The sequence below is a fragment of the Amycolatopsis circi genome (genome assembly GCF_003385235.1).
GTDB lineage: Bacteria > Actinomycetota > Actinomycetes > Mycobacteriales > Pseudonocardiaceae > Amycolatopsis > Amycolatopsis circi.
This window is the reverse complement of record NZ_PQIA01000053.1, coordinates 1-23,072: the sequence shown is the minus strand read 5'-3', so window position 1 is coordinate 23,072 and position 23,072 is coordinate 1. Positions and strand designations below refer to the sequence as shown.

General features: G+C 69.2%; 25 protein-coding genes. 15 read left to right on the top strand and 10 right to left on the bottom strand.

Annotated features, from left to right (window positions below):
* Positions 1–26 precede the first annotated feature (26 nt).
* Together D0D37_RS22685 and rsgA are read right to left on the bottom strand one after the other, a co-directional pair.
* Complete coding sequence (locus tag D0D37_RS22685) at positions 27–830, bottom strand: SCO4651 family lipoprotein (RefSeq protein WP_116202575.1); 804 nt, start codon at positions 828–830, stop codon at positions 27–29.
* A gap of 72 nt (positions 831–902) precedes the next feature.
* Positions 903–1,934, bottom strand: coding sequence for a ribosome small subunit-dependent GTPase A (gene rsgA / locus D0D37_RS22680; RefSeq protein WP_116202607.1), 1,032 nt, complete (start codon positions 1,932–1,934; stop codon positions 903–905).
* Positions 1,935–2,046: 112 nt separating this feature from the next.
* Between rsgA and D0D37_RS22675 the strand changes: the two genes are divergently transcribed.
* From D0D37_RS22675 to D0D37_RS22665, 3 genes are all read left to right on the top strand, one after another.
* Positions 2,047–2,802, top strand: a complete 756-nt coding sequence (locus tag D0D37_RS22675; protein WP_116202574.1) for an SOS response-associated peptidase — start codon at positions 2,047–2,049, stop codon at positions 2,800–2,802.
* Positions 2,799–3,407 carry an alpha/beta hydrolase family protein gene (locus tag D0D37_RS22670; protein ID WP_116202573.1) on the top strand — a complete coding sequence of 203 codons (609 nt, stop codon included), beginning with the start codon at positions 2,799–2,801 and terminating at the stop codon, positions 3,405–3,407. The genes D0D37_RS22675 and D0D37_RS22670 overlap by 4 nt, the downstream gene beginning before the upstream one ends.
* 179 nt (positions 3,408–3,586) lie before the next feature.
* Complete coding sequence (locus D0D37_RS22665; protein WP_116202606.1) at positions 3,587–4,264, top strand: response regulator transcription factor; 678 nt, start codon at positions 3,587–3,589, stop codon at positions 4,262–4,264.
* A gap of 3 nt (positions 4,265–4,267) precedes the next feature.
* Here D0D37_RS22665 and D0D37_RS22660 read toward each other — a convergent pair whose 3' ends face one another.
* The gene (locus D0D37_RS22660) at positions 4,268–5,449 is read right to left on the bottom strand and encodes an alpha/beta hydrolase (RefSeq protein WP_116202572.1); all 1,182 of its coding nucleotides are present in this window, start codon (positions 5,447–5,449) and stop codon (positions 4,268–4,270) included.
* 148 nt (positions 5,450–5,597) lie between these two features.
* On the opposite strand from D0D37_RS22660, the gene D0D37_RS22655 reads away from it, so the two are divergent.
* On the top strand, positions 5,598–7,592 hold the full coding sequence (locus D0D37_RS22655) for a sensor histidine kinase (protein ID WP_116202571.1): 1,995 nt from the start codon (positions 5,598–5,600) through the stop codon (positions 7,590–7,592).
* Positions 7,589–8,326, top strand: coding sequence for a class I SAM-dependent methyltransferase (locus tag D0D37_RS22650; protein WP_116202570.1), 738 nt, complete (start codon positions 7,589–7,591; stop codon positions 8,324–8,326). Before D0D37_RS22655 ends, D0D37_RS22650 begins: the two co-directional genes overlap by 4 nt.
* Here the strand turns inward: D0D37_RS22650 and ybaK are convergent.
* Positions 8,323–8,802: a Cys-tRNA(Pro) deacylase gene (ybaK, locus tag D0D37_RS22645; RefSeq protein WP_116202569.1), complete on the bottom strand. Its 480-nt coding sequence runs from the start codon at positions 8,800–8,802 to the stop codon at positions 8,323–8,325. The two genes, D0D37_RS22650 and ybaK, sit on opposite strands and share 4 nt — an antisense overlap.
* A 189-nt stretch (positions 8,803–8,991) precedes the next feature.
* Here ybaK and D0D37_RS22640 point away from each other — a divergent pair, with 189 nt between their 5' ends.
* On the top strand, positions 8,992–9,618 hold the full coding sequence (locus D0D37_RS22640; protein WP_116202605.1) for a sigma-70 family RNA polymerase sigma factor: 627 nt from the start codon (positions 8,992–8,994) through the stop codon (positions 9,616–9,618).
* A complete protein-coding gene (gene rsrA / locus D0D37_RS22635; RefSeq protein ID WP_116202568.1) occupies positions 9,615–9,938 on the top strand; it encodes a mycothiol system anti-sigma-R factor in 324 nt (107 codons plus the stop codon). The genes D0D37_RS22640 and rsrA overlap by 4 nt, the downstream gene beginning before the upstream one ends.
* A gap of 66 nt (positions 9,939–10,004) precedes the next feature.
* On the opposite strand, the gene D0D37_RS48875 is transcribed toward rsrA, so the two are convergent.
* Positions 10,005–10,079, bottom strand: a complete 75-nt coding sequence (locus D0D37_RS48875) for a 50S ribosomal protein bL37 (RefSeq protein WP_098515123.1) — start codon at positions 10,077–10,079, stop codon at positions 10,005–10,007.
* Positions 10,080–10,269: 190 nt separating this feature from the next.
* Between D0D37_RS48875 and D0D37_RS22630 the strand changes: the two genes are divergently transcribed.
* Complete coding sequence (locus D0D37_RS22630; RefSeq protein ID WP_116202567.1) at positions 10,270–11,790, top strand: sensor histidine kinase; 1,521 nt, start codon at positions 10,270–10,272, stop codon at positions 11,788–11,790.
* A 44-nt stretch (positions 11,791–11,834) separates the two neighbouring features.
* Positions 11,835–12,791, top strand: a complete 957-nt coding sequence (locus D0D37_RS22625) for a GNAT family N-acetyltransferase (protein WP_116202566.1) — start codon at positions 11,835–11,837, stop codon at positions 12,789–12,791.
* Positions 12,792–13,052: 261 nt separating this feature from the next.
* On the opposite strand, the gene D0D37_RS22620 is transcribed toward D0D37_RS22625, so the two are convergent.
* Both D0D37_RS22620 and D0D37_RS22615 read right to left on the bottom strand, forming a co-directional pair.
* The gene (locus D0D37_RS22620) at positions 13,053–13,307 is read right to left on the bottom strand and encodes a WhiB family transcriptional regulator (protein WP_009082948.1); all 255 of its coding nucleotides are present in this window, start codon (positions 13,305–13,307) and stop codon (positions 13,053–13,055) included.
* 271 nt (positions 13,308–13,578) lie between these two features.
* Positions 13,579–14,505, bottom strand: a complete 927-nt coding sequence (locus D0D37_RS22615) for a diacylglycerol/lipid kinase family protein (RefSeq protein WP_116202565.1) — start codon at positions 14,503–14,505, stop codon at positions 13,579–13,581.
* 355 nt (positions 14,506–14,860) lie between these two features.
* On the opposite strand from D0D37_RS22615, the gene D0D37_RS22610 reads away from it, so the two are divergent.
* Both D0D37_RS22610 and D0D37_RS22605 read left to right on the top strand, forming a co-directional pair.
* Positions 14,861–15,343, top strand: coding sequence for a hypothetical protein (locus D0D37_RS22610; RefSeq protein WP_116202564.1), 483 nt, complete (start codon positions 14,861–14,863; stop codon positions 15,341–15,343).
* Positions 15,344–15,463: 120 nt separating this feature from the next.
* Complete coding sequence (locus D0D37_RS22605) at positions 15,464–17,047, top strand: alpha/beta hydrolase (RefSeq protein ID WP_116202563.1); 1,584 nt, start codon at positions 15,464–15,466, stop codon at positions 17,045–17,047.
* Between the two features lie 54 nt (positions 17,048–17,101).
* On the opposite strand, the gene D0D37_RS22600 is transcribed toward D0D37_RS22605, so the two are convergent.
* Together D0D37_RS22600 and D0D37_RS22595 are read right to left on the bottom strand one after the other, a co-directional pair.
* The gene (locus tag D0D37_RS22600) at positions 17,102–17,584 is read right to left on the bottom strand and encodes a GNAT family N-acetyltransferase (protein ID WP_116202562.1); all 483 of its coding nucleotides are present in this window, start codon (positions 17,582–17,584) and stop codon (positions 17,102–17,104) included.
* Between the two features lies 1 nt (position 17,585).
* Positions 17,586–18,176 (bottom strand): acid phosphatase, encoded by a 591-nt coding sequence (locus D0D37_RS22595; RefSeq protein WP_116202561.1) that lies wholly within the window; start codon positions 18,174–18,176, stop codon positions 17,586–17,588.
* A gap of 86 nt (positions 18,177–18,262) precedes the next feature.
* On the opposite strand from D0D37_RS22595, the gene D0D37_RS22590 reads away from it, so the two are divergent.
* Together D0D37_RS22590 and D0D37_RS22585 are read left to right on the top strand one after the other, a co-directional pair.
* Positions 18,263–18,736, top strand: coding sequence for a hotdog fold domain-containing protein (locus tag D0D37_RS22590; protein ID WP_116202560.1), 474 nt, complete (start codon positions 18,263–18,265; stop codon positions 18,734–18,736).
* A 144-nt stretch (positions 18,737–18,880) separates the two neighbouring features.
* Positions 18,881–20,500, top strand: coding sequence for a GMC oxidoreductase (locus tag D0D37_RS22585; protein ID WP_116202559.1), 1,620 nt, complete (start codon positions 18,881–18,883; stop codon positions 20,498–20,500).
* On the opposite strand, the gene D0D37_RS22580 is transcribed toward D0D37_RS22585, so the two are convergent.
* The gene (locus D0D37_RS22580; RefSeq protein WP_116202558.1) at positions 20,497–21,105 is read right to left on the bottom strand and encodes a dTDP-4-dehydrorhamnose 3,5-epimerase family protein; all 609 of its coding nucleotides are present in this window, start codon (positions 21,103–21,105) and stop codon (positions 20,497–20,499) included. The genes D0D37_RS22585 and D0D37_RS22580 overlap by 4 nt on opposite strands.
* Before the next feature lie 371 nt (positions 21,106–21,476).
* Here D0D37_RS22580 and D0D37_RS22575 point away from each other — a divergent pair, with 371 nt between their 5' ends.
* Together D0D37_RS22575 and D0D37_RS22570 are read left to right on the top strand one after the other, a co-directional pair.
* Complete coding sequence (locus tag D0D37_RS22575) at positions 21,477–22,658, top strand: NAD(P)-dependent malic enzyme (RefSeq protein ID WP_116202557.1); 1,182 nt, start codon at positions 21,477–21,479, stop codon at positions 22,656–22,658.
* A gap of 106 nt (positions 22,659–22,764) precedes the next feature.
* Positions 22,765–23,072 (top strand): LLM class flavin-dependent oxidoreductase (locus tag D0D37_RS22570; RefSeq protein ID WP_116202604.1); only part of this gene is annotated, 308 nt, incomplete at its 3' end.

The window sequence follows — 23,072 nt, the reverse complement described above, 5'->3', positions numbered from 1 at the left end:
CCGGAGAGGTTTTCTTCCGGTTTATCTTATCCGCCCATGTTGTCCACCAGATCCGCCGCTGGCGCCGCGACCTCGACCGGAGTGCCCCAGCGCTGGTACCGGACGGTCAGCACGGAGCCGGTCAGGCCGGGGTCGAACCGGGCCATGGGCCGTTCGTCCAGGGTGACCTTGACCGGCCGCTGGTAGTCGTCCAGCCACAGGTTCAGCGGGATCCGGACGCCCTTCCCGGACAGCCGCGCCCGGATCCGGTCCTGCGATTCGTCGGCGATGAACCCGATCAGATGCTCGGCGACGCGGTCGAAATCGAGCTGCACGGTGTAGTGCGTGAGCTTGCGGCCGTCGAGTTCGACCTGCTCGGACCCGGTCAGTTCGCCGGCCTGGGCGAGCTGGTCGACGGTGCGCAGCGGGTCGGTCTGTTCGGCGGTTTGCTTCGCGAGCTTCCAGAACGCTCTGGAGTACATGTCAGTGGCGAGCGGGAAGAAACGGATCCACCGGCGAGCGGAGTCAAGCTGGTCGGCTTGCGCGCTGGCCGGTTTGAAGAACAACGTCTCGCCGGGCATGCGCACTTCGCTGCCGTTGGACAGGCGCAGGTCGACCGCGGTGTGCGGGCCGTTGTAGAGGAGGCCGACCTCGACTTCGGCCGATCCTTTGCCGCCCTCGTCGGACATGATCAGCCGCACCGTGCCGGTTTTGCCGAGGCTCTGGCGGATGGCCGCGGCGAGCGATCCGGCATCAGCGAACGGGCTCGCCGCCGACGACGTTGCGGGCGCGCCGCACCCAGCCAGCGCGAGCGCGGCGCAAACGGCCACGGCGCCAACGCGGAGCCGCATGAAGTTCCCCCTGGACTTTGGTGCTGTCGCACTTCGTATCGGCAGCGGACGCCAGGGGTTACGCCGGTCAGATCACGATTCGGCGCGGATGTCGCCGCCGCTGTTTCCGCCGCCCGCTCGCGAGACCAAAAGCCTTCGCAGCGACGTCAGCCGGTCCGCCCCGGCGTTGCCGTCGGAGACCACGGCGTCCAGCGCGCAGCCCGGGTCCTCGGGCGGGCCGAGGTGGCCGCAGTTCGGCGGGCATTCCTCGGCGGCCTCGGCGAACTCCTCGAAGGCGTCGACGATGTCGTCCGCGGTCACGTGCGCGAGGCCGAACGACCGGACGCCGGGGGTGTCGACCACCCAGCCCCCGCCTGCCAGCGGCAACGCCACCGCGGCCACCGAGGTGTGCCGTCCCTTGCCGACCGAGCTGACGTCGCCGGTCGCCAGTTCGGCGGCGGGGACCAGCCGGTTGACCAATGTCGACTTGCCGACTCCGGAGTGTCCGACGAGGGCGGTGATCCGGCCGGCGAGGCGTTCGCGCAGGCCCTCGGGTTCCTCGTCGTGCCGGGTGACGATGGCCGGGACGTCCAGGCCCGCGTAGCCGGCGAGCAGCGAATCCGGGCTGGCGAGGTCGGCTTTCGTCAGGCACAGCACGGGTTCCAGGCCGCCCGCGTAGCACGCGACGAGGCAACGGTCGATGAATCCGGGCCGGGGGAGGGGGTCGGCCAGCGAGGTGACGATCAGCAGCTGCGCGGCGTTCGCGACGACCACGCGCTCGTACGGGTCGGTGTCGTCGGCGGTGCGGCGCAGCACGCTGGTGCGCTCGTCGACGCGGACGATCCGGGCGAGCGTGTCGGGCCGTCCGGACACGTCGCCGACCAGCGCGACGATGTCCCCGACGACCACCGAGACGCGGCCCATTTCGCGGGCCCGCATGGCCATCACGACGCGGCCCGGGTCGGCGTCGACCGCGCACGTCCAGCGGCCGCGGTCCTTGCCGATCACCATCGCGGTGACCGCGTCGGCGTGCTCGGGCCTGCGCTTGCTGCGTGGCCTGGTGCCCTTGCCGGGACGCACCCGCACGTCGGATTCGTCCAGCCGCGTCCAGTCGCCTCGCGCCAAGCCGCCCACGTCCTCCCGGTCGCCCTTTGCCTGGTCGAATGATCCCATGCCGGTCGCGCGGGGCCCGGTTTGCGTGCGACGATGGCCCTTGAGGCACCCCGAGGAGGTTGGCATGTGCGGCCGTTACGCCGCGACGAAAGACCCGGCGAAGCTGGTCGAGGAGTTCGCCGCGGTCGACCTGACCGAGGGCCGGGCGCGAGTGGACCACAACGTCGCGCCGACCAAGAACGTCGTGACCGTGGTGCAGCGCCATCCCCGCGACGCCGACGGGCTCGTCCTCGAAGACGAACCGGCGGAGCGCTCGCTGCGGATCATGCGGTGGGGCCTGGTTCCGTTCTGGGCCAAGGATCCTTCGGCGGGTTCGCGGATGATCAACACCCGGGCGGAAACCGCGAAGGAGAAGCCCGCGTTCAAGCGCGCACTGGCGTCGCGCAGGTGTCTCGTTCCCGCCGACGGCTGGTTCGAGTGGCGGCGCACGGGCAAGGAGAAGGAGCCGTTCTACATGACGGATCCCTCCGGGAATTCGCTTGCGTTCGGCGGAATTTGGGAGAGCTGGCGGCCGAAGGACGACGCCGACGCCGAACCGCTGATCACCTTCTCGATCATCACGACGGACGCCGAAGGCCAGCTCGCCGACGTGCATCACCGGATGCCGTTGATCGTGCCGCGCGACCACTGGACGGGCTGGCTCGACCCGGACCGGTCCGAAGTGGACGAACTGATGGTGCCGACGCCGCCCGCGGTCGTCGAATCGCTGGAGCTGCGGCCGGTGTCGAGCCTGGTGAACAACGTCCGCAACAACGGCCCGGACCTGTTGCGGCGCGCGGAAACCGAGCAGTCCGTCGACTCGCTGTTCGACCTGTCATGACCACGCTGGAGATCGACACCGAACACGGCCTCGCGCGGGTCGAACTGCATTGCGCGCCCGACGGCGACGCGGTGCTGCTGCTCGGCCACGGCGCGGGCGGCGGCATCGGGGCGAAGGATCTCGTGGCGGTAGCCCAGGCGGCGAAGGCGGCCGGGATGCATGTGGCGCTGGTGGAACAGCCGTATCGGGTGGCTGGCCGCCGGGCTCCGGCTCCGGCCAAGCAACTGGACACGGCCTGGCTGACGGTGGCGGACGAGATTTCCGCCCGGTTCGACGACTTGCCGTTGGTGTTCGGCGGTCGGTCTTCCGGTGCGCGGGTCGCTTGCCGGACGGCCTCGGCCGGGCAGGCGGTCGCGGTGCTGTGCTTGGCTTTTCCGGAGCATCCGCCGGGGAAGCCGGAGAAGTCGCGGCAGGCCGAACTGGACGCGGTGGAGGTGCCCGCGCTGGTGATCCAGGGTGAGCGGGATCCGTTCGGGAGGCCTTCGGCCGCGCCGCATCACGAGGTTGTCGTGGTGGCGGGGGATCATTCGTTGGCGAGCGATTTGGACGCGGTGGCGCGGGCCGCGGCGGAGTGGCTGGGGCGGGTTGTCCGGCCGCATCTTTGACGGTGCGGGTGTGGATAGTCCGGTGTGACAAAACTGCAGGTCAGTGCTTGTTATGAGGAGTTGTCCACAGCTTGCCGGGCCTGTGGGCAACTGTCGTTGATCCCGGTTTTGCTCGGGCGGCGGCGGATAGACTGGGCGTAGTGGGCTCGCGCGCAGCCGTCGGATTCGGAGACCGCGAAATGACCGATCAGCTGCGCGTCGTCATCGCCGACGACCACTACCTGGTCCGGGAAGGCACCCGCAAACTCCTCGAAGGCTCTGGCCGCGTCACGGTCCTTGCCACTGTCGGCACTGGCGAGGAACTGCTCGCCGCCGTCGAGCGCGAGCGTCCGGACGCGGTGGTCGCGGACATCCGGATGCCGCCCGGCCACCACCTCGAAGGCATCACCGCCGCCCATGCCATCCGGGCCGGTCATCCCGGGATCGGGGTGGTGGTGCTGTCCCAGCACGCCAGCGAACAGTACGCGTTCGCCCTCTTCCAGCACGGCACCTCAGGGCTGGCCTACCTGCTCAAGGAACGGATCGGCGACGTCGGCGAAGTCGTCCGCGCTCTCGGCGAAGTCGCCTCCGGCGGCTCGGTGGTCGACCCGCGCATCGTGGAAGTTCTGCTGCACAGCCGCCGGCGCGACGCCGCATCGCCGCTGGCCAGGCTGACTGCGCGCGAACTCGACGTCCTGCGGCTCATGGCCGAGGGCCGGAACAACCGGGGTATCGCCGAGTCCCTGAACCTGGCCGAATCGACGATCGAGAAGCACGTCAACTCCACTTTCGCGAAGCTCGGCCTCGCCGGGGAGCCCGGCCTGCACCACCGCGTGGCGGCGGTACTGGCCTACCTCCGCCACGACACGCCCGCCTGACAGTCAGCGAGTGCGATGCCGCAAGTGCTGATCGAAGAACGAGACCACGCGATCACGCACTACAGCCGCGGCATCCCCGATGGTCCCGACGAGCTTGTCCCGGTTCTGCTGGCTCATCAGCCCGGCAGCTTCCAATTGGGGTGCCTCGACGCCGAAGTCGGTGAGCGCCCAGTGCGCGGCGTCGTCGATCTGCGACCAGCGGGTGCAACCGTGCCGGTGAGCGAGCAGCGCGGACCACGTCCGGGTGATCCGCGCGTCCCGGAAACCGGCTGTTCCCAGCAGCAACACCGGCCGGTGGACGCCGTGCGCGGCCACCGGGAGCAGTTCGCCGTCCTGGCCGGGAGAGTCCGGCAGGTAGTCGAGGTACCCGTCCAGGTCGGCTGCCGCGTCGATTCTCGGGTCCTCGTACAACGCCTCGGCCGCCGTCGCGCCGCCGGCTCCGTGGCCGTACATGCCGACGCGCCGCAGATCAAGGGCTCGGTCGAGACTGTCGGGCAGAGTGCGTTTCTCCGCGTCCGGATTCCCGCCCGCGGCAAGGGATTCCAGCTCGTCGAGGACGAAGCGGAGGTCGGCGAAGCGAGTGGTCATCATCGTGCGGAAGACCGACGGACTGGTTCGGGGATCGGCGGGCAGGTCCTTGATGGTCCGCGGCAGTCTGCCCGGCAGGTCGACCTCGCTCGTCTCTCCGGGGTGATCGACAGTCACCACCACGTAGCCGTGGCTGGCCAGGTCTTCCGCGACACTGGTGCCGAGCGTGCGCGGGTCACCGAGGCCCGGGCTGTAGAGCACGACCGGTCGCCGGACCGGCTCAGCGGGCGCGCCGGTGTGCGCGTGGGTCATGGTGGCTGCCCAGTCCACCCCCGAACGCGGTAGTTCCGGATGCAGCCATTGGGCGTCAATCCCGGGAAAAAGCTGTGCCGCGGCGGCCGTCATCTGCGGGGCGATCGGGTAGCCGCGAGTGTCGGCGGCGGGGTAGAACACGGTGGTCATCAGCTCCCGAAAGGCCAGCTTGGCGTCCCACGGGTCCGGTCTGGCCCGGTCGACCAGATGCAGTTCTGCGACGCCGACGGCATGCGGGCCGGTCGGTGCCGGCAGATCGAGGACGAGCGATGGCGCGGGCTGAGCCTGGGCAGTGCTTCCCGCGAGCAGCGACGCGGCGACGACCACGATCAATCCACGAAACATTTCTTCCTCCGCAACGGTTTGGGGTCCAGCTGGCCCCAGAACTCTCGCGTGCCGCGGCGGCCCGGAACATCCGGCAGTCCTGGCGTCCCGGTGGAGGTTTGCCTCTACCGGCGAGCCCGGCGACCATGGTGGCCACTGGGGAGGGAAGATGCGGTGGTTGCTCCGGGTGTCCGCGCTGACTGGCGCGGCCTGCGTGCTCTGGTCGGTCGTCGCGGCACTGACCGTGCTGGACAACCCGCTCACCTTGGCGATCGCAGTCGCCGGGCCGCTGCCGAGCTGGCTGGTCGGGGTTTTCGCGTGGCGGCTGGTGCCACCGCATCCGGTCGCGCGGCAGGCGCTGGCCGTCGGCGTGCTGTTCGCGATGCTGACGGCTGTCGCGTTCCTGGCCGCCGCGGCGGGAAACGCGTTCGATTTCGTTCAGCTGCCCCGGATCTGGCGAGTGCTGATCGGAGGGATCGCGGCGGTTCTCGTCGTGACGGCGGTCCGGTTGGTGGGGTTGCTGCCGGACGGTCGTTACCGGTTCGCCTACGAGAAGGCGGTGCTGCGCGCGCTGTGGCTGGTGGTGCCGTTCGCGCTGGTCCTCACGTTCGCGGGCGGGCCGCTTCCGGTCAGCCCGATTCCGCTGGGGATGTGGCTTCTCGTGCTGGGACCGGTTTTGCTGGCCGCGCGGTACTTTCTGCTTCCCCGGGCACAACGGCGCCTCCTGCGCTGGCTGCTGGGGATGGCGGTGCTCGTCGGTACGGCGGTGCTGGCCCCGCTGGTCCTGGCGAGCCGGCTGGTGCCCGGCAGCACCGGACAACTCGCCCCGATCCTCGTCTTGCTGGCGACGGTGGCGGTTCCGGTCGCGCTGGCGGTGGCGGCTTTCCGCTACCGGATGCTCGGCGTCGAGGTCCGGCGTTCGACCCGGTACCGATTGCTCTGGTTGCTGATCGCGTTGTGGTACCTCGGCGTGGTGGCCGGGCTGAGCCTCGCCGCGAGCCGCTTTCTCTCGCTCTGGCCGGCGATGCTGGTCACGGTCGCCGCGGCCCTGGCGGTCTTGCCGATCCGGGCCCGGCTTTCCCGCGCCGCTTCCCTCCGGGTGTTCGGTCGCCGTCCCAGCAGCTACGAACTTCTGGTGCACCTCGGCGGCACTCTTGAGCAGGCATTCGACTTGCCCGCGCTCGCCGATCAGCTGGCCGGCGGTCTGCGCGAGGCCTTGGATCTGCGCTGGGCACGCGTGCGCCTGCAACCACCGGAACAATCGGTCGTCGCGACCGCGGGCGAACCGCCGCCGAGCGCGACCGCTCGCCTGGAAGCGGCCCTCCGGCACGGCGGGGACCGGCTGGGCCTGATCGAGTGCGGTCCCAAGACCGAAGGGGAGTTCACCGCCGCGGACGAGGAACTGGTCACCACCCTCGCCCGGCAGAGCGCGCTGGCAGTGCACAACGTCGGGCTTTCCGCGGAACTGCTGGCCCGCCTGGACCAGATCGAGCGTCAGGCCGGCGAGCTGGAGGCGTCGCGAGCCCGCATCGTGCACGCCCAGAGCAGCGAGCGGCGACGGATCCAGCGGCGCCTGCACGACGGCATCCAGCAGGAGCTGATCGTGTTGCTGACCACGCTGGGGCTTGCCCGCGACCAGCTCCGGCGGGATCCCGGCCACGTCGATCCGGCGCTCGACGCGGCGCAGGAGGCGCTCTGCCGCGTCATCGACGAAGTCCGCGAAGCGGCTCACCGCATTCACCCAGCCGAGCTGACCGACCAAGGCCTGGCGGCCGCGGTGGAATCCCGCGCCCGCCGGATGCCGATCCCCGTCGCCGTCGACGCCGATCCGGAGGTGCGGGCCGCCCGGTTCGCCGTCGACCTCGAGGAGACCGCCTATTTCATCGTTTCGGAGGCGCTGGCCAACGTTCTCAAGCACGCCCGGGCCACGCAGGTGACCATGCGGCTTTCGCTGGAGGCAGGGGAGCTGTGCCTCGAAATCCGTGACAACGGCTGCGGCTTCCCTTCGGATTCCACCGACGGAAGCGGTCTGGCCGGGTTGCGCGACCGGGCGGACACTGTGGGCGGCAGGCTGACGATCGTCAGCCTGCCGGACTCCGGCACTACGGTGCGCGCCCAGTTGCCGGTCCGAGAAAGCGAACCCGTGCCAGGGTGGATTCCATGACTGCCAACGCTTCCGACGAAACCCTCGCCAATGACTACGACACCTTCGGCGAGGCCTACGCGATCGAAACCGAGCACAGTCTCATCAACGCCTACTACACCCGCCCCGCGATTCTCGATCTCGCTGGCGACGTGACCGGCCGCAGGATCCTCGACGCGGGCTGCGGTGCCGGACCGTTGTTCGCCTCGCTGAGGGACCGCGGCGCGCACGTGAGCGGCTTCGATTTCAGTGCCACCATGGTCCGCCTCGCGCGGCAGAGACTCGGCGACGACGCGGATCTCCGGGTCGCCGACATCAGCCAGCCGCTTCCCTACGCCGACCAGGCGTTCGACGACGTCATCGCGGCCTTGGTCCTGCACTACCTCGAGGACTGGACCGCTCCGCTGGCCGAGCTGCGGCGGATCATCCGGCCCGGCGGACGGCTGATCCTGGCCGTCAACCATCCGATCATCTACAAAATCGTCCACCCCGAGGGCAACTACTTCGCCACCGAACAATGGTCCGAGGAATACACTTTCAACGGCCAAAAGGGCGTGCTCTCGTACTGGCACCGCCCGCTGCACGCGATGACCGAAGCCTTCACCAAGGCCGGATTCCGCACCTCGGTGCTCAGCGAGCCGTATCCGGCAGAGGGCGCGCGCGAGAAGTTCCCCGAGGAAATGCAGGGCAAGGAAGCTTTTCTCTGCTTCCTGTTCTTCGTCCTCGAAGTACCAGAAGCGCCCGAAGCCGCTTAACCAGCCGCGATCCCGGCCACCACCGCACCAGTCAGCCGCACCAGTTCGGCCGGGTCCAGCTCCACCTCAAGCCCGCGTCGGCCGCCGGAGCAGAACATCGTCGGATAGCCCAGCGCCGAACCGTCCAGGACTACGGGCAGGCGGCTCCGGTGGCCGAGCGGCGAGATCCCGCCGAGCACATAACCGGTGGCCCGCTGGGCAGCGGCCGGGTCGGCCATTTTCGCCTTTTTGCCCCCGGCCGCCGCGGCCAGCGCCTTCAGATCCAGCTGGCCGGTGACCGGCACCACACCGACGACGAGTTTCCCGTCCACGTCCGCGACCAGCGTTTTGAACACCCGCCCGGGCTCCAGGCCCAGCGCTTCCACCGCCTCCAGGCCGAACGACTCCGCCCGGGGATCGTGGTCGTAGGTGTGCACGGTGTGCGTCACCTTCTGCTTCTGCAGCAGCGCCGTCGCCGGAGTGCCCTTGCCCGCCATGCGGGCGAGTCTACGAAACAAGCCGGGAATGCCCGGTCGGGACGTTCTGTTACAGACATCGTGACCACCACGCTCGCCACTCCCCGCCCCGGCAGGAGCCGTCCCGGGACCGGCTTCCCGAACCCCCGCGTAAACTCGGTGCTGCCGTATGCGCAGAAGCGCATCGACGCCGAACGGGAAGGGAACGGTTTGCCGAGCACCCCCAACTCCGCGCCGGAGACGGCGGCCGACGAGCTGGAGCTAGCGGAGCGCTTCGAGCGCGACGCGATGCCCCTGCTCGACCAGCTGTACGCGGCCGCTATGCGGATGACCCGCAACCCGTCCGACGCCGAGGACCTGGTCCAGGAGACCTACCTGAAGGCGTACGCGGCGTTCGCGTCCTTCAAGGCAGGCACGAACCTCAAGGCGTGGATGTACCGCATCCTCACCAACACCTACATCAACGGCTACCGCAAACGTCAGCGGCAGCCGGTGCAGCAGCCCACGGACGAGATCAGCGACTGGCAGATCGCCCGCGCCGAGAGCCACACGTCGGTCGGCCTTCGCTCGGCCGAGGTCGAGGCGATGGACAATCTCCCCGACACCGACGTCAAGGCGGCGCTGCAGAAGCTCCCCGAGGAGTTCCGGCTCGCGGTCTACCTCGCCGACGTCGAGGGTTTCGCGTACAAGGAGATCGCCGAGATCATGGACACTCCGATCGGCACCGTGATGTCCAGGCTGCACCGCGGCCGCGCGCAGCTGCGCGACCTGCTGGCCGACGTCGCGCGCGAGCGCGGCTTCATCCGGGGGAACCGCGAGGAGGTGGCGAAACGATGAGCTCGGAAGACGTGCCCGCGGAGAAGATGCCCTGCGAGGACGCGCTCGCGGAGATCTACCTGCTGCTCGACCGCGAATGCAGTCCGGAGCGGGACGCGGAACTGCGCAGGCACATCGAGGACTGCCCGCCGTGCCTCGAGGAGTACGGCATCGACGAGCAGCTCAAGCACCTGCTCGCCCGCAAATGCGGCGGCGACCTCGCCCCGGCGGAGCTGAAGAGCAGGCTGCGCGCGTCGATCCGGCAGACCGTCGCCACGCAGGGCGGCGTCACCGTGGAGCGCACCGAGATCACCGTGGAACAGCGCACCAGCCGCGACTGACCGCTTTCACGACAACGGCCCCCGCACCGATCCGGTGCGGGGGCCGCGTCAGGTCCTGGCGCGGACTCAGGCGTTGGGCTTCTTGCCGTGGTTGGCGCCGTTCTTCTTGCGGTCGCGACGCTTGCGGGCGCGCTTCGACATGTTCTCTCCTCGGTGTGCTGAGTGTCCCGGGGCGGGGTGCGACACACCGGCCGGGCACGGGTCAACTGGTCAAGTGTGTCATGCGGCCCGGCGACTCCTCGGCGGCACCCGCTTCTGCGCTCTGGTTGGATGGACTCAGGAGGTGCGCAGGCATGAACGAACACACCGCATTCGAGGGCGGCCGGTAGCCGTGTCGACCCTTGCCGACCTGCTCGCCGAGAACACCGGCCTCCCCGGCGAAGCGGCCGACCACCTGCAGACCGTCGTCGCGGAGTGGCAGCTGCTGGCCGACCTGTCGTTCGCCGACTTCCTGCTCTGGGTTCCGGTTTCCGTGGAACACCAGCCCGACGGCGGCGATTTCGTGTGTGTCGCGCACGCCCGGCCGACGACCGCGCCCACCGCGCATCCCGAGGACGTCGTCGGCACCCGGTTCACCGTGGACGAGCATCCGCAGCTGGCCAAGGCCATGCGCGAGGTCAAGATCTGCCGCGAGGAAGACCCGCACTGGTACCGGGACCTGCCGATGCGCCGCGAGGCGGTGCCGGTGAGCTTCGGCGGCGACGTGATCGCCGTGCTGAGCCGCGAGACCAACCTCGCCGCGCCGCGCGTCCCGAGCCCGCTGGAGATCGCCTACCTCGGCAGCGCGGGCGACCTGTGCCAGATGATCGTGGACGGCACCTTCCCGCCCGCCGGCGGCAACCAGACCGACACGCACACCAGCCCGCGCGTCGGCGACGGTCTCGTCCGGCTCGACCAGGCCGGCACCGTCGTGTTCGCCAGCCCGAACGGCCTGTCCGCCTACCACCGGATGGGCCACGAATCGGACCTCGTCGGACAGCGGCTGGCCCCGCTCACCCGGTTGCTGATCCGCGACCCGTTCGACGCCACCGAGGTGTCGCACCGGATCATCGAGGCCCTCGACGGCAAGCCCTCCACCCGCACCGAGGCCGACTCGAAGCGCGGCGCGGTCGTGCTGTTCCGTGCGCTGCCGCTGCGCCCGGCCGGGCAGCCCGCGGGCGCGTTGGTGCTGGTCCGCGACGTCACCGAGGTCAAGCGCCGCGACCGCGCGCTGATGTCGAAGGACGCCACGATCCGCGAGATCCATCACCGCGTGAAGAACAACCTGCAGACCGTTGCCGCGCTGCTGCGGCTGCAGTCCCGGCGCACCACGAGCGACGAGGCCCGGCTGGCGCTGGGCGAATCGGTGCGGCGGGTGTCGTCGATCGCGATGGTGCACGAGGCGCTGTCGATCTCCGTCGACGAGCGCGTGGACCTGGACAAGCTGCTCGACAACGTGCTCCCGATGGTCGGCGAGGTCGCCACCGCGGAATCGCAGGTCGGCATGACGCGCAAGGGCTCGTTCGGCGTGGTCGTGGCCGAGATCGCCACGCCGCTGGTGATGGTGCTGGCCGAACTGGTGCAGAACGCGATCGAGCACGCGTTCCCGCAGGGACGGCCGGGCAAGGTCGAGCTGATCGTGGAGCGGTCCGCGCGCTGGCTGGACATCCTGATCCGCGACAACGGCCGCGGCCTGCCGTCCGGGTTCTCGCTGGAGCGCAGCGACGGGCTGGGCCTGCAGATCGTGCGGACGCTGGTCGAATCGGAACTGCGCGGGTCGCTTTCGCTGCGCCAGGTCCGGACCGACGAGGCGGGCAACCGGGTCCCGGGCACCGAAGCGGCGCTGCGGATTCCGTTGTCGCGGCGGCTCTAGAAAACCTGGCGACAGCCTGTTCGCACCGGATTACTGTCCGGCGCATGCCTGCCCTCACGTGGCGGCCGCTCACGAAAGCGGACGCCCAGTCGTCGGCCGATCTGCTCAACGCCATCGAGGCGGTCGACCGGATCGGCGAGTACTACACCGCGGAAGACACTCTCCAGGAGCTGATCGATCCGTACGCCGATCTCGAACGCGCGAGTCTCGCCGCGTTCGACGGCGAGCGCATGGTCGGCTACATGAAAATCCGCTACAAGCAGTTCGCGGACGAGGTCGACCGGGTGCTTCTCGACGGCGGAGTCCATCCCGCATACCGCCGCCGCGGAATCGGCACCACGCTCGTGAAAGCCGGGATCGAAGCGGCGAGAACGGTGCACGCGGCGCACCACCCGGAGCTGAGGCTCTTTGTGGACGTCCACAAAGCCGAGCACATCGAGGGCGTGCCGGAACTCGTTCGCTCGCAAGGGTTCGCGCCGGTCCGGTATTTCCGGCGGATGGAACATCCGCTGGGCGGTGCGGTCGCGCCGGTGCCCGGCGGGTTTCGCGTCGAGCGGTGGTCGGCGGAGAACGCCGACGAGTTCCGGCTCGTCCGCAACGAGTCCTTTGTGGATCATTGGAACGCGCCGCCGTTGCCCGCGGACGCGTGGCAGAACAAATTCGCCGGCCACGCGCTGCGGCCGGAACTCAGCTTTCTGCTACGGGACAAGGAAACCGGTGTTCCGGCGAGTCTCGTGCTGACCCTGTCCTGGGCCGCCGACGCCGAAGCGACCGGTATCCGCGACGCGCATCTCATGGTGATCGGCACGGTTCCCGCTTACCGGAACCGCGGGCTCGCCAGCGCGGCGATCGGGTGCGCGTTGCGGGCCGCGGTCGAAAACGGCTACGACCAAGCCAGCCTGACCGTGGACGCGGCGAGCCCGTCCGGCGCTCCCGGAGTTTTCGAGCACGCCGGGTTCGCCCCGAAGATGCGCTACGTGCGCTGGGCGCTCGAGGCGTGAAGTGTCCACAGTGGACCCAGACGCGTCGAAGGGCCGGTACCGGTGAAGCTCGGCGGTACCGGCCCGTTCAACGTTCCGCGGGAGGACGTGGATAGTCCTGGGTGAGGCGGCACCCGGATGCGGGGTGGCCGACCTCGGTTGTTACGCTCGAACCGGGTATATGTCGCCATGTGCGGCACGGGCACGCGAATGCCCGCCGGGCGAAAGTCCGGTCCGAGGTGGTGCGATGTGATTCTGGGTGCAGCAGCTGAGTCGAAAGACTCAGGCGGTGGTACGCGTGCCGATGTGCGTACGGCGGCGCTTGAGCGCGCGTCGCTCGTCTTCGCTCATTCCGCCCCAGACGCCGGCGTCCTGGCCGCTGGCCAAAGCCCAGGCCAGGCAGTCGGAAGCCGCGGGGCAGCGGTGGCACACGGCCTTCGCCTCGGAGACCTGCAACAGAGCCGGACCGCTGGTTCCCACCGGGAAGAACAGCTCGGGGTCCTCGTCTCGGCAGGCCGCGTCGTGGCGCCAGTCCATGTTCGTGAGCTCCTTCACAGTGACGCGGGAGGGCCGCGCCACAGTAGTGGCGGTCGTGTTTTTGGGTGCTTGTGAATGCTTTCACGAAGCACCGCGTTCGACAAGGGTTTCGACAAGATCGGTGAGTCAGCTCACCCGCCCGAGCTATGCCTCTGACCTGCGGTTTCGTTCTGAAAATGTCCGCTCGCCGGAAGGCCGGTGCGGTGAACGGAAGGTTTGCGTCGCCGAGCGGCAGCACACACTTTGCCGCGGGCGATCAGGGGTCGGTCGGCTATCCGACTACGGTGAGTGCATCCGGGACGCTCTGGAACTCGACCCGGGTGCGTTGCCCGACGAGGTCCCCGTCGACCTGGAAGTTGACCGGTTCAGCTGCGTCGATGCGGATCAGAGGCACATCGTCGCGGCGGAGCAGACGGCGGCCGTGCTGATCGCTCTCCGTGAGGAGAGCTTGCCGTACATGCGTGAACACGGTGGGCAATCGCAGACCGTTCAACGCGAACAGGCCCAATCCGGTCTCGAACGAGCAGCCGGAGTTGAGATGGACCGGACGTTCCCCGAGGTAAGTCCACGGATCGGTGTTCGACACGAACGCGGTCACCGCCTCGGCGGGTTCCTCGCCCGGGATCCGGACGGTCAGCGCCGGCCGCCCGAGCGGAGGCCGGAAGTAGGAGCGCACCGCGGCCCGCAGATAGAGGCTCGCGCTGGTTTGCTTGCCGCGCCGTTTCGCGACGCGGCCGACGACGTCGGCGTCCCAGCCGAGGCCCGCGTTGAAGGTGAACCAGTGCCCGTCGGCCAGCCCGAGGCCGATCCTTCGGGTCCGTTCGGTTTCCAGCGCGGTGAGCAACTGGTGGGTCGCCTCGACCGGATCGGCGGGCAGTCCGGCCGCGCGCGCGAACACGTTGGCCGAGCCGCCCGGCACGACGCCGAGCATCGGGACGGACCCGGAGCGCCCGGGAGCGCCCGCGGAATCGGCGAGCAGGCCGTTGACGACCTCGTTGACCGTGCCGTCGCCGCCGTGCGCCACCACCAGGTCGTAGCCGTCGCGAGCCGCCGAACGGGCCACCGCGAGCGCGTGCCCGCGATAGTCGGTTTCGACGACGTCGAGCTTCACCTGGCTGGCCAGCGCGTGCGCCAGCACGTCCCGGCCACCCGCGGTGGTCGAGGTGGCCTGGGGGTTCACGACGAGGATGGCGCGCACTACCGCAGGGTAAGTGCATTTCGCTCGGCGGACGTACCTCCAGCGCCACATGGTGACGCGAAGCTCAGCCGCTTGCGCACGCCGTCCCGGCTCGGTGACCTGTGGCGACCCTGTGGCGGGCGGTCCTCCTCTGCAGACGGCGAAAACTCCGCGCGTCGTGACAAGTGCACCCGGGCCGACCGCCCGCTCATCCACGACTGCCCCGATTTTCTCTTCGGCCGCCGCCCCGGAAAACGGCCGACCGGGTGGCATACGATCAGTAGTGCTCACGCACGGTGACTCGCGCTGGTCGGGTGGCTGTGCCCCGGCAAGTTCCCGCAAAGTTCCGCACCGCAGCTGCAGAAGGGCCGCGCCCGTGTCGCATCCCGAGAACCCGCCGCCCACCCCGCTCGAGGTCCGCCTCGCCGGCGTCCTGACCGGGCTTCCCGGGCTGGGCCTGCTGGTCTTCGGCGTGGTGCTGCTGGTGCACGGGCTGCGGAACCCGCCGATCCCGGGCAACAACGTGTGGGCCGAGTTCGGCACCTACGCGGTGCTGGCGCTGATCTTCCTCGCCGCCTCGGTCGGGCTGCTGCTCGGCCAGACGTGGGCGCGCTCGCCCGGCGTCGTCGTGGCGCTGCTGCTGATCGGGGTCGGCTGGTACCTGCTGGGGCCGTCCGGACAGCCGCTGTGGGGCGTGCCGATCGGGCTGTGCGGGCTGGCGGCGCTGGTGCTGTTGTTCCGTCGTCCGTCGCGGGCCTGGGCGCTGGGAATGCACGACGACGAGACCGAGGAAGAGGCGGCCGAGCGCGGCGGGCTCGCGGGACGGCGTGCCGAGCGGGAGCGTCGCGAACAGGATTGAGCGGTAGTGACGTCACGTCATAGCGGGTAGGTGACATGGCGGCACTGTCCGGGGCACCCCTCAGCCGATGGAATCGGGACTGCGCAAGCGAATTCACCCGAATTCCTAAGAGGGGAAGCCATGAGGAGACTGCGCCTCGTCGTGACCAGCTCAGCGGTCGTGTGCGGGCTGCTCGCCGCGGCACTGCCGGCCGCGGCGGACACCGCCAAGATCCCGGCCCGCTACATCGGTCAGGCGCTGGACTGGCACGCCTGCGCTCCAGGCGAGCTGGCCGATTTGCCGCCGGGCACGGACATCTCCGGGCTCGAATGCTCGGTCTACCGCACGCCTCGGGACTGGGACCGTCCGGACGACGGGCAGTTCCTGACCATCGCCATCAGCAGGCTCAAGTCCACCGGCGCCACGACGGCGTCGGTGCTCACCAACCCGGGCGGCCCCGGCGGTCCCGGCCGCTGGTTCCCCGCCCTGCTGCGCGGCCAGGACAGGCTGCGCGAGCACCAGGAAATCATCGGCATCGACACCCGCGGCACCGGCCGCAGCACCAACGTTACCTGCGGCGGCGCGGCCAGCACCGGAGCCGATCTCGACCCGCGCGACCGCGATCCGCGCAATCTGAACCAGATCGTCGACGCGATCCGGTACGTCGCGACCGCCTGCCACCGGGCCGCGGGCGAGCTGGGATCGCTGATCAGCACCTTCCAGAACGTCCGGGACCTGGACCTGCTGCGCACCCTGCTCGGCCGCGACCGGATCAACTGGATCGGGTACTCGGCGGGCACCTGGCTCGGCGCGCACTACGCCCAGCAGTTCCCGCAGCACACCGGGCGGTTCGTGCTGGACTCCTCGACCCAGTTCACCGGCACCTGGCAGCAGTCGTTCGACTTCCAGCCGACAGGCTACGAACGCCGCTGGCGGCAGGACTTCCTGCCCTGGCTGGCCCGTTACGACGTCAAATACCACTTCGGCACGAGCGGCGAGGCGGCCCGGCAAACCTACGAGAGCGTCCGGTACGCGCTGACCCGCGAGCCGGTCGAGGTGAACGGCACGAAGATCGGCGCGGTCGCGCTGGACTCCTTCCTCGTCGGCGCGCTCAAGGCCAAGAGCCAGTTTCCGACGATCGCCGCCGTACTGGTCCGGGTCAAAACGCTGACCGACGCGCGGGCTTCGGCGCAAGTCAAGGAGGGTGCCCGCGTGGCGCTCGGCAAGGCGTTGGCGGAGGCGAAGAAATCCGGTCCGATGGGCGTTGCGGCCCAGACCGGCACTGATGACGCGATGGTGTCGACGTTGATCACGACCCTGTGCAATGACGGGCCGTGGAAGGGCGACCGGCAGTCGCTGATCCGCCGGTCGCAGGAATACCTCGACCGGGGCGTGACCCTGCACAGTTCGCTGTGGATGTCGACGCAGGTCTGTGCCTTCTGGCCGGGCCGGCCTCGGCCGATGCCGGTGCTGAACGGGAAGGGTGTGCCGCCGGTGGTGATCGTCCAGTCCGAGCACGACCCGGCCACGCCGATCGAAGGCGCGCGGAAGGCGCATGCCGCGTTCCAGAACTCGCGGATGCTGACCGTCACCGGGGAAGGCGACCACGGCATCTACGGGATCGGCGGCAACAAGGCGGTCGACGAAGTGGTGGACGGCTACTTGGTCGACGGGGTGGTACCGGCGGACCAGAACCTGCCGGGGCTGCCGTTGCCCACGCCGTAAAGGGGGCTCGTGAGTGCTGATCGCGGTTAGAACCGTGATCAGCACTCACGACCTTCACGCTTCCTTGGCGAGCACCCTCAACGGCTCGTCCGTCAGCCGATACACCGACCACTCGTCCTGCGGCAATGCCCCAAGCGCCCGATAAAACCCGACCGCCGGATTCCAGTTGAGCACCGACCACTCCAGCCGGTGATAACCCTTGTCCACGCACTCCGCGGCCAGCGTCGCCAGCAGCACCTTGCCGAGGCCCGAACCGCGCTGTTCCTCGCGGACGTACAGGTCTTCCAGATAGATCCCGTGCGTGCCGCGCCAGGTGGAGAAGTTCAAGAACCACAAGGTGAATCCGGCGATGTCGCCGTCCACTTCGGCCACGTGGCCGAACAGCGCCGGGGCCTCGCCGAACAACGCGTTGTGCAGCTGCTCGGAGGTGAGATGGCATTCCTGCGGGGCGCGTTCGTACTCGGCCAGCGCGTAGACCAGTTCCACGACGGCGTCGACGTCTTCCGGCCGGATCCGCCGTACGCGGGGGTCGGTCACTTCATCCCTCCAAGGCGGGCAGCAGGTTCAGGTGCTCGATCTGCGGTTCGCCGCGCTCGTCGCCGAGTACCGCGAGACCGGCCGGGTCCAGTCCGAAGTGGACACCCGAGGTGCCGGGCAGGCCGAGCCAGCGCGCGACGAGCACGCGGCTGAAGTGCCCGTGCCCGACCAGGACGACGTCGCCGTTGTCGATCTCGCGCCGGGCACGGTCGAGCACCTTGTCCGCGCGCGCCTGCACGTCCTGCGCGCTTTCGCCGCCGGGAATCGGGCGGGTCCAGACGGTCCAGTCCGGGACTGTCTCGCGGATCTCTGGCGTGGTGACGCCTTCGTAGTCGCCGTAATCCCATTCGGCCAGGTCCTCGGTGACCTCGTCCACGCGCAGGCCAGCGAGTTCCGCCGTGCGCAGCGCGCGGCCGCGCGGGCTGGAAAGCACCAGCCCGGGGCCGCCGAGCAGGGTTCGCAGGGTGCCGCCCGCCGCGCGCGCCTGTTCCTCGCCCGCCGGGGTCAGCGGGATGTCGGTGCGCCCGGTGTGCTTGCCGTTCGACGACCATTCGGTCTGGCCGTGCCGGAGAAGAAAGAGCCGATGTGCCACGCGGCCGAATATAGCCGGGGCGGGTTTGCCCGGCAGGTTCGTCGTGTGTCAGGCTACTGGTGAGTAACTTCACCTGGGAGGTGCTGATGGGTTCGCCCTCGACGTACGGGCTGTGGCGCAAGCTGGCCGCCAAACCCGGTGGCAAGCAGCTGTTTTCCGCCGCGATGTGCCTGCGCGTGCCCTACTTCGGCACCGTGCTGCCGACCATCAGGGAGATCCGTCCCGGCCACTGTTCGGTGACCGCGCCGAAGTGGTGGGGTGTCCACAACCACATCCGCACCTTCCACGCGATCGCCGCCTGCAATCTCGCCGAGATCGCGATGGGCATGCTGGCCGAGGCGACCGTCCCGGCCACGCACCGGTGGCTGCCCAAGGGCATGGAAGTGAGTTACGTCGCGAAGGCCGGAACCGGGCTGCGGGCGATCGCCGAATTGTCGGAGATCCCCGAGTTCGGCTCCGCGGGATTCGATCTTCCGGTTCCGGTGCGGATCGTGGACTCGCGCGGGACCGAGGTGGTCACCGCGACGATCACCGTGTGGGTCACGCCGCGTAGGTCGTGAGTGCTGATCACGGTTAGAACCGGGATTGCCGCGCACGAGGGGCGTTACCCCGGCCGAGTGAACTTAACGCCGTTTACTGGGCAAATGCGAACACCGTTCACTTTGGGCCTTGTCAGTGCGGGCGCACCAGGTCAGCATGCGTGAATGCCCCTCAACCGCCGCCGTTTTCTCGGCCTCGCCGCGCTGAACTCCGCCGCGGCCCTCGGACTGACCAGCATTTCGGCGACGACCGCGCGTGCGGGGACCGTCGCGCCGCTGCCGGACTATTCGCCCGCGGTGGTGATCGGCACCGGGTACGGGGCGGCGGTCACCGCGCTGCGGCTCGGCGAGGCGGGCGTGCCCACGGTGATGCTCGAAATGGGCCAGCTGTGGAACGAGCCGGGCCCGGACGGCAAGGTCTTCTGCGACATGCTGAAGCCGGACCGGCGGTCGATGTGGTTCAAGAAGCGCACTGAAGCGCCGCTCGCGTCGTTCCTGTGGCTGGACGTGGCGAACCACGACATCGATCCGTACGCCGGGGTGCTGGACCGGGTGAACTACGGCGGGATGTCGGTGTACGTCGGGCGCGGCGTCGGCGGCGGATCGCTGGTGAACGGCGCGATGGCGGTGCAGCCGAAGCGTTCGTACTTCGAGGAAATCCTGCCGCAGGTGAACGCCGACGAGATGTACGGCAAGTACTACCCGCGCGCCAACGCGGGTCTCGGCGTGAACCACATCGACGAAAACTGGTTCGAGACCTGCAAGTCCTACCAGTTCGCGCGGGTTTCCCGGAAAGCCGCGCAGAAAACCGGGTTGAAGACCACGTTCGTACCGAGCGTCTACGACTTCGAGTATATGAAGAAGGAAGAAGCCGGCACGGTCGAACGCTCGGCGCTGGCGTCCGAGGTCATCTACGGCAACAACCACGGCAAGCGTTCGCTGGACAAGACGTATCTCGCCGCCGCGCTCGGCACCGGGAACGTGACCATCCAGACGCTGCACCAGGTCCGCGAAATCATTCAGCAGCAGGACGGCACGTACACGCTCGTCGTGCGCGAGTCCGACGCGCTCGGCAACGTGCTCTCCACCAAGCATCTGTCCACGAAGTACCTCTTCCTCGGCGCGGGCAGCCTCGGTTCGACCGAACTGCTGGTGCGCGCCCGCGACACCGGACGGCTGCCGCGGCTGTCCGAGGCCGTCGGTCAGGGCTGGGGCACCAACGGCAACGTGATGCTCGGCCGCGCCAACCACGTCTGGGACACGACCGGCAGCCTGGAAGCCGGGATGCCCGCGCTCGGCATCGACGACTGGGACAACCCGACGAATCCGGTGTTCGCCGAAATCGCGCCGGTGCCCGCCGGGCTCGAAACGTGGGCGAGCCTGTACCTGGCGATCACCAAGAACCCCGAACGCGGCCACTTCACCTACGACGCCGCGAGCGATTCGGCGAAACTGCAGTGGACGCCGGACCAGGGACAGCCGTCGATCGACGCGGCGAAGTCGTTGTTCGACCGGATCAACAAGGCGAACTCCACGATCTACCGCTACGACCTCTTCGGCGACACGCGGGCGTTCGAGAACCGTTTCACCTACCACCCGCTCGGCGGATTGGTGCTCGGCGACGCGACCGACAACTACGGGCGCGTGAAGGGGTACCGGAACCTGTACGTGACGGACGGTTCGCTGATTCCGGGCAGCACCGGCGTGAACCCGTTCGTGACGATCACCGCGCTGGCCGAGCGCAATATCGAACGGGTCATCACCGAGGACGGCGTGCGCGCCTAGCGGTGCGCTGACCGCAGCTTTTCGTAGTACGCCACGCAATCCGCGTACGTCGGCAGCAGGCCCTGGTCGAGCGCTTCGGCCAGGGTCGGCGCCGCTTTGTCCTTTTCGGACACAATGGGCGCCAGTCCGGCGGGCCACGGCAGGTCCAGCGCCGGGTCGAGCGGGTTGATGCCGTGCTCGCCCGCCGGGTTGTACGGCTCCGAGCACAGGTAGGTCATCACGGTGTTGTCTTCCAGCGCGACGAAGGCGTGCCCGATTCCTTCCGCCACGTACACCGCGCGGAATTCCGTCGAGTCGATCCGCACCGAGTCCCATTCGCCGAACGTCGGCGAGCCGACGCGCAGGTCCACCACCACGTCCAGCAGCGACCCGCTCGGGCAGTAGACGTACTTCGCCTGTCCCGGCGGGGTGTCGGCGAAGTGCACGCCGCGGATCGAGCCGGCCCGGGAAACGCTGTGGTTCGTCTGCGCGACGCGCAGCGGGTGCCCGGCGGCGCGGACGATCGCCTCTTCCTGGAACGGCGCGACGAACAATCCGCGTTCGTCGGGGAAGACGCGCGGGACGAACTCGAATGCGCCGGAGACCTTGAGCGGGCGGAAGTCCATGGCGGCCACCCTATCGAGTGCGTTTCCGGACCCGGAACGGAACTGCTTCCGAAACCGGACGGACGTCTTGGGAATCGCGAATCTGTGACATGAGCCGCACCGAGGGGTCGGGTGCGACCGGGGGCCTGTCATGATTGACGAACCGCAGCGTCGGCGGCCATCGCCACACCCCACGGATCGGATGGCCGCGCAGACGCCTCGCCGACAGGCCGGCGCTACCGCGCTGGGCTGCCGTCCGGAGGACGAGTTCCCACTCTCGACGGGCGCGTTTCGCCCGTCGACCAGGTGGTCCCCCGCTCGCAGTCCCAGGAGTACGTTCGATGACCCAGACCCATCCGCCCGCTTCCGTCATTCCCACGACAGGAAACCCGATGACCGACCAGGCCAGCACCGTCGCGGCCGTGACCGACGCCGAGATCTTCACCGGGCACGAGGGCGGCAAGCTCTCCGTGGCGGCGACCCGGCCGATCTCCGACCCGCGCGACCTCTCGATCGCCTACACGCCCGGCGTGGCGAAGGTGAGCCGCGCGATCGCCGAGGACGCGGCCAAGGCGAAGCGGTACACCTGGGCGGACCGGCTCGTGGCAGTGGTCAGCGACGGCACCGCGGTGCTCGGCCTCGGGGACATCGGCGCGAGCGCTTCGCTGCCGGTCATGGAGGGCAAGTCGGTGCTCTTCAAGACCTTCGGCGGGCTGGACTCGATCCCGCTGGTGCTCGACACCACCGACGTCGACGAGATCGTCGAGACCCTGGTCCGGCTGCGCCCGTCGTTCGGCGCGGTCAACCTCGAGGACATTTCCGCGCCGCGCTGCTTCGAGCTGGAGGACAAGCTCAAGGAGGCGCTGGACTGCCCGGTCATGCACGACGACCAGCACGGCACCGCGATCGTCACCCTCGCCGCCCTGCGCGGCGCGAACCTGGTGCTCGACCGCGACATCGCCGGCGAGCGGGTCGTGGTGTCCGGGGCGGGCGCGGCTGGGGTGGCCTGCGCGAAGATCCTGCTCGCGGCTGGCGTCGCGGACGTGACGGTGCTCGACTCGCGCGGCATCGTCCACGCCGGACGCGAGGACCTGAACCCGATCAAGCGGCAGCTGGTGGAGACCACGAACAAGGCCGGGCTGACCGGCGGTCTCGCCGAGGCGCTGCGCGGGGCGGACGTGTTCCTCGGGCTGTCCGGGGCGACGATCGATCCCTCGCTGCTGTCGACGATGGCGGATGACTCGATCGTGTTCGCGCTGTCCAATCCGGACCCGGAGGTGCATCCGGCGGTGGCCGCGCAGCACGCGGCGATCGTCGCTACCGGGCGCAGTGACTTCCCGAACCAGATCAACAACGTGCTGGCGTTCCCCGGGGTGTTCCGCGGGGCGCTGGACGCGGGGGCGCGGGCGATCACGGAGAACATGAAGCTGGCCGCTGCCGAGGCGATCGTGGCGGTGGCTTCGGACGATCTGGGGCGGGACCGGATCGTGCCCAGTCCGCTGGACCCGCGGGTCGCGCCGGAGGTGGCGGCTGCGGTGGCCAAGGCTGCTGAGCAGGACGGCGTGACTGGCTGAGGTTCTTCTCTTGGAACGGGCTCCCCGGCGTTGGTCGCCGGGGAGCCTTTCTTTTGGGCTCATTTTGGACTTGCTGGTCCATTTTTTGGTCGGCACGGTGGTCTTCATGAAGATCGGATTGCGCGGGTACGGCGTTTGGCAGGTCGGGGCGTTGACTACTCCGGCGATGGCGGCCGAGATCGAGCGGCTGGGGTATTCGGGGCTGTGGCTCGGTGGGCCTGGGGTGGAGCTGGCCGGGATTGACGAGCTGCTCGAAGCTACTGAGTCGTTGGTGGTGGGGTCGAGCATCGTCAACGTGTGGTCGGGGGATCCGGCGGTGCTGGCGGCCTCGTATCAGCGGGTGGCTTCGAGGTTTCCCGGGCGGTTTGTGCTCGGGATCGGGGCTGGGCATCGGGAGCAGTCGCGGGGGTATGC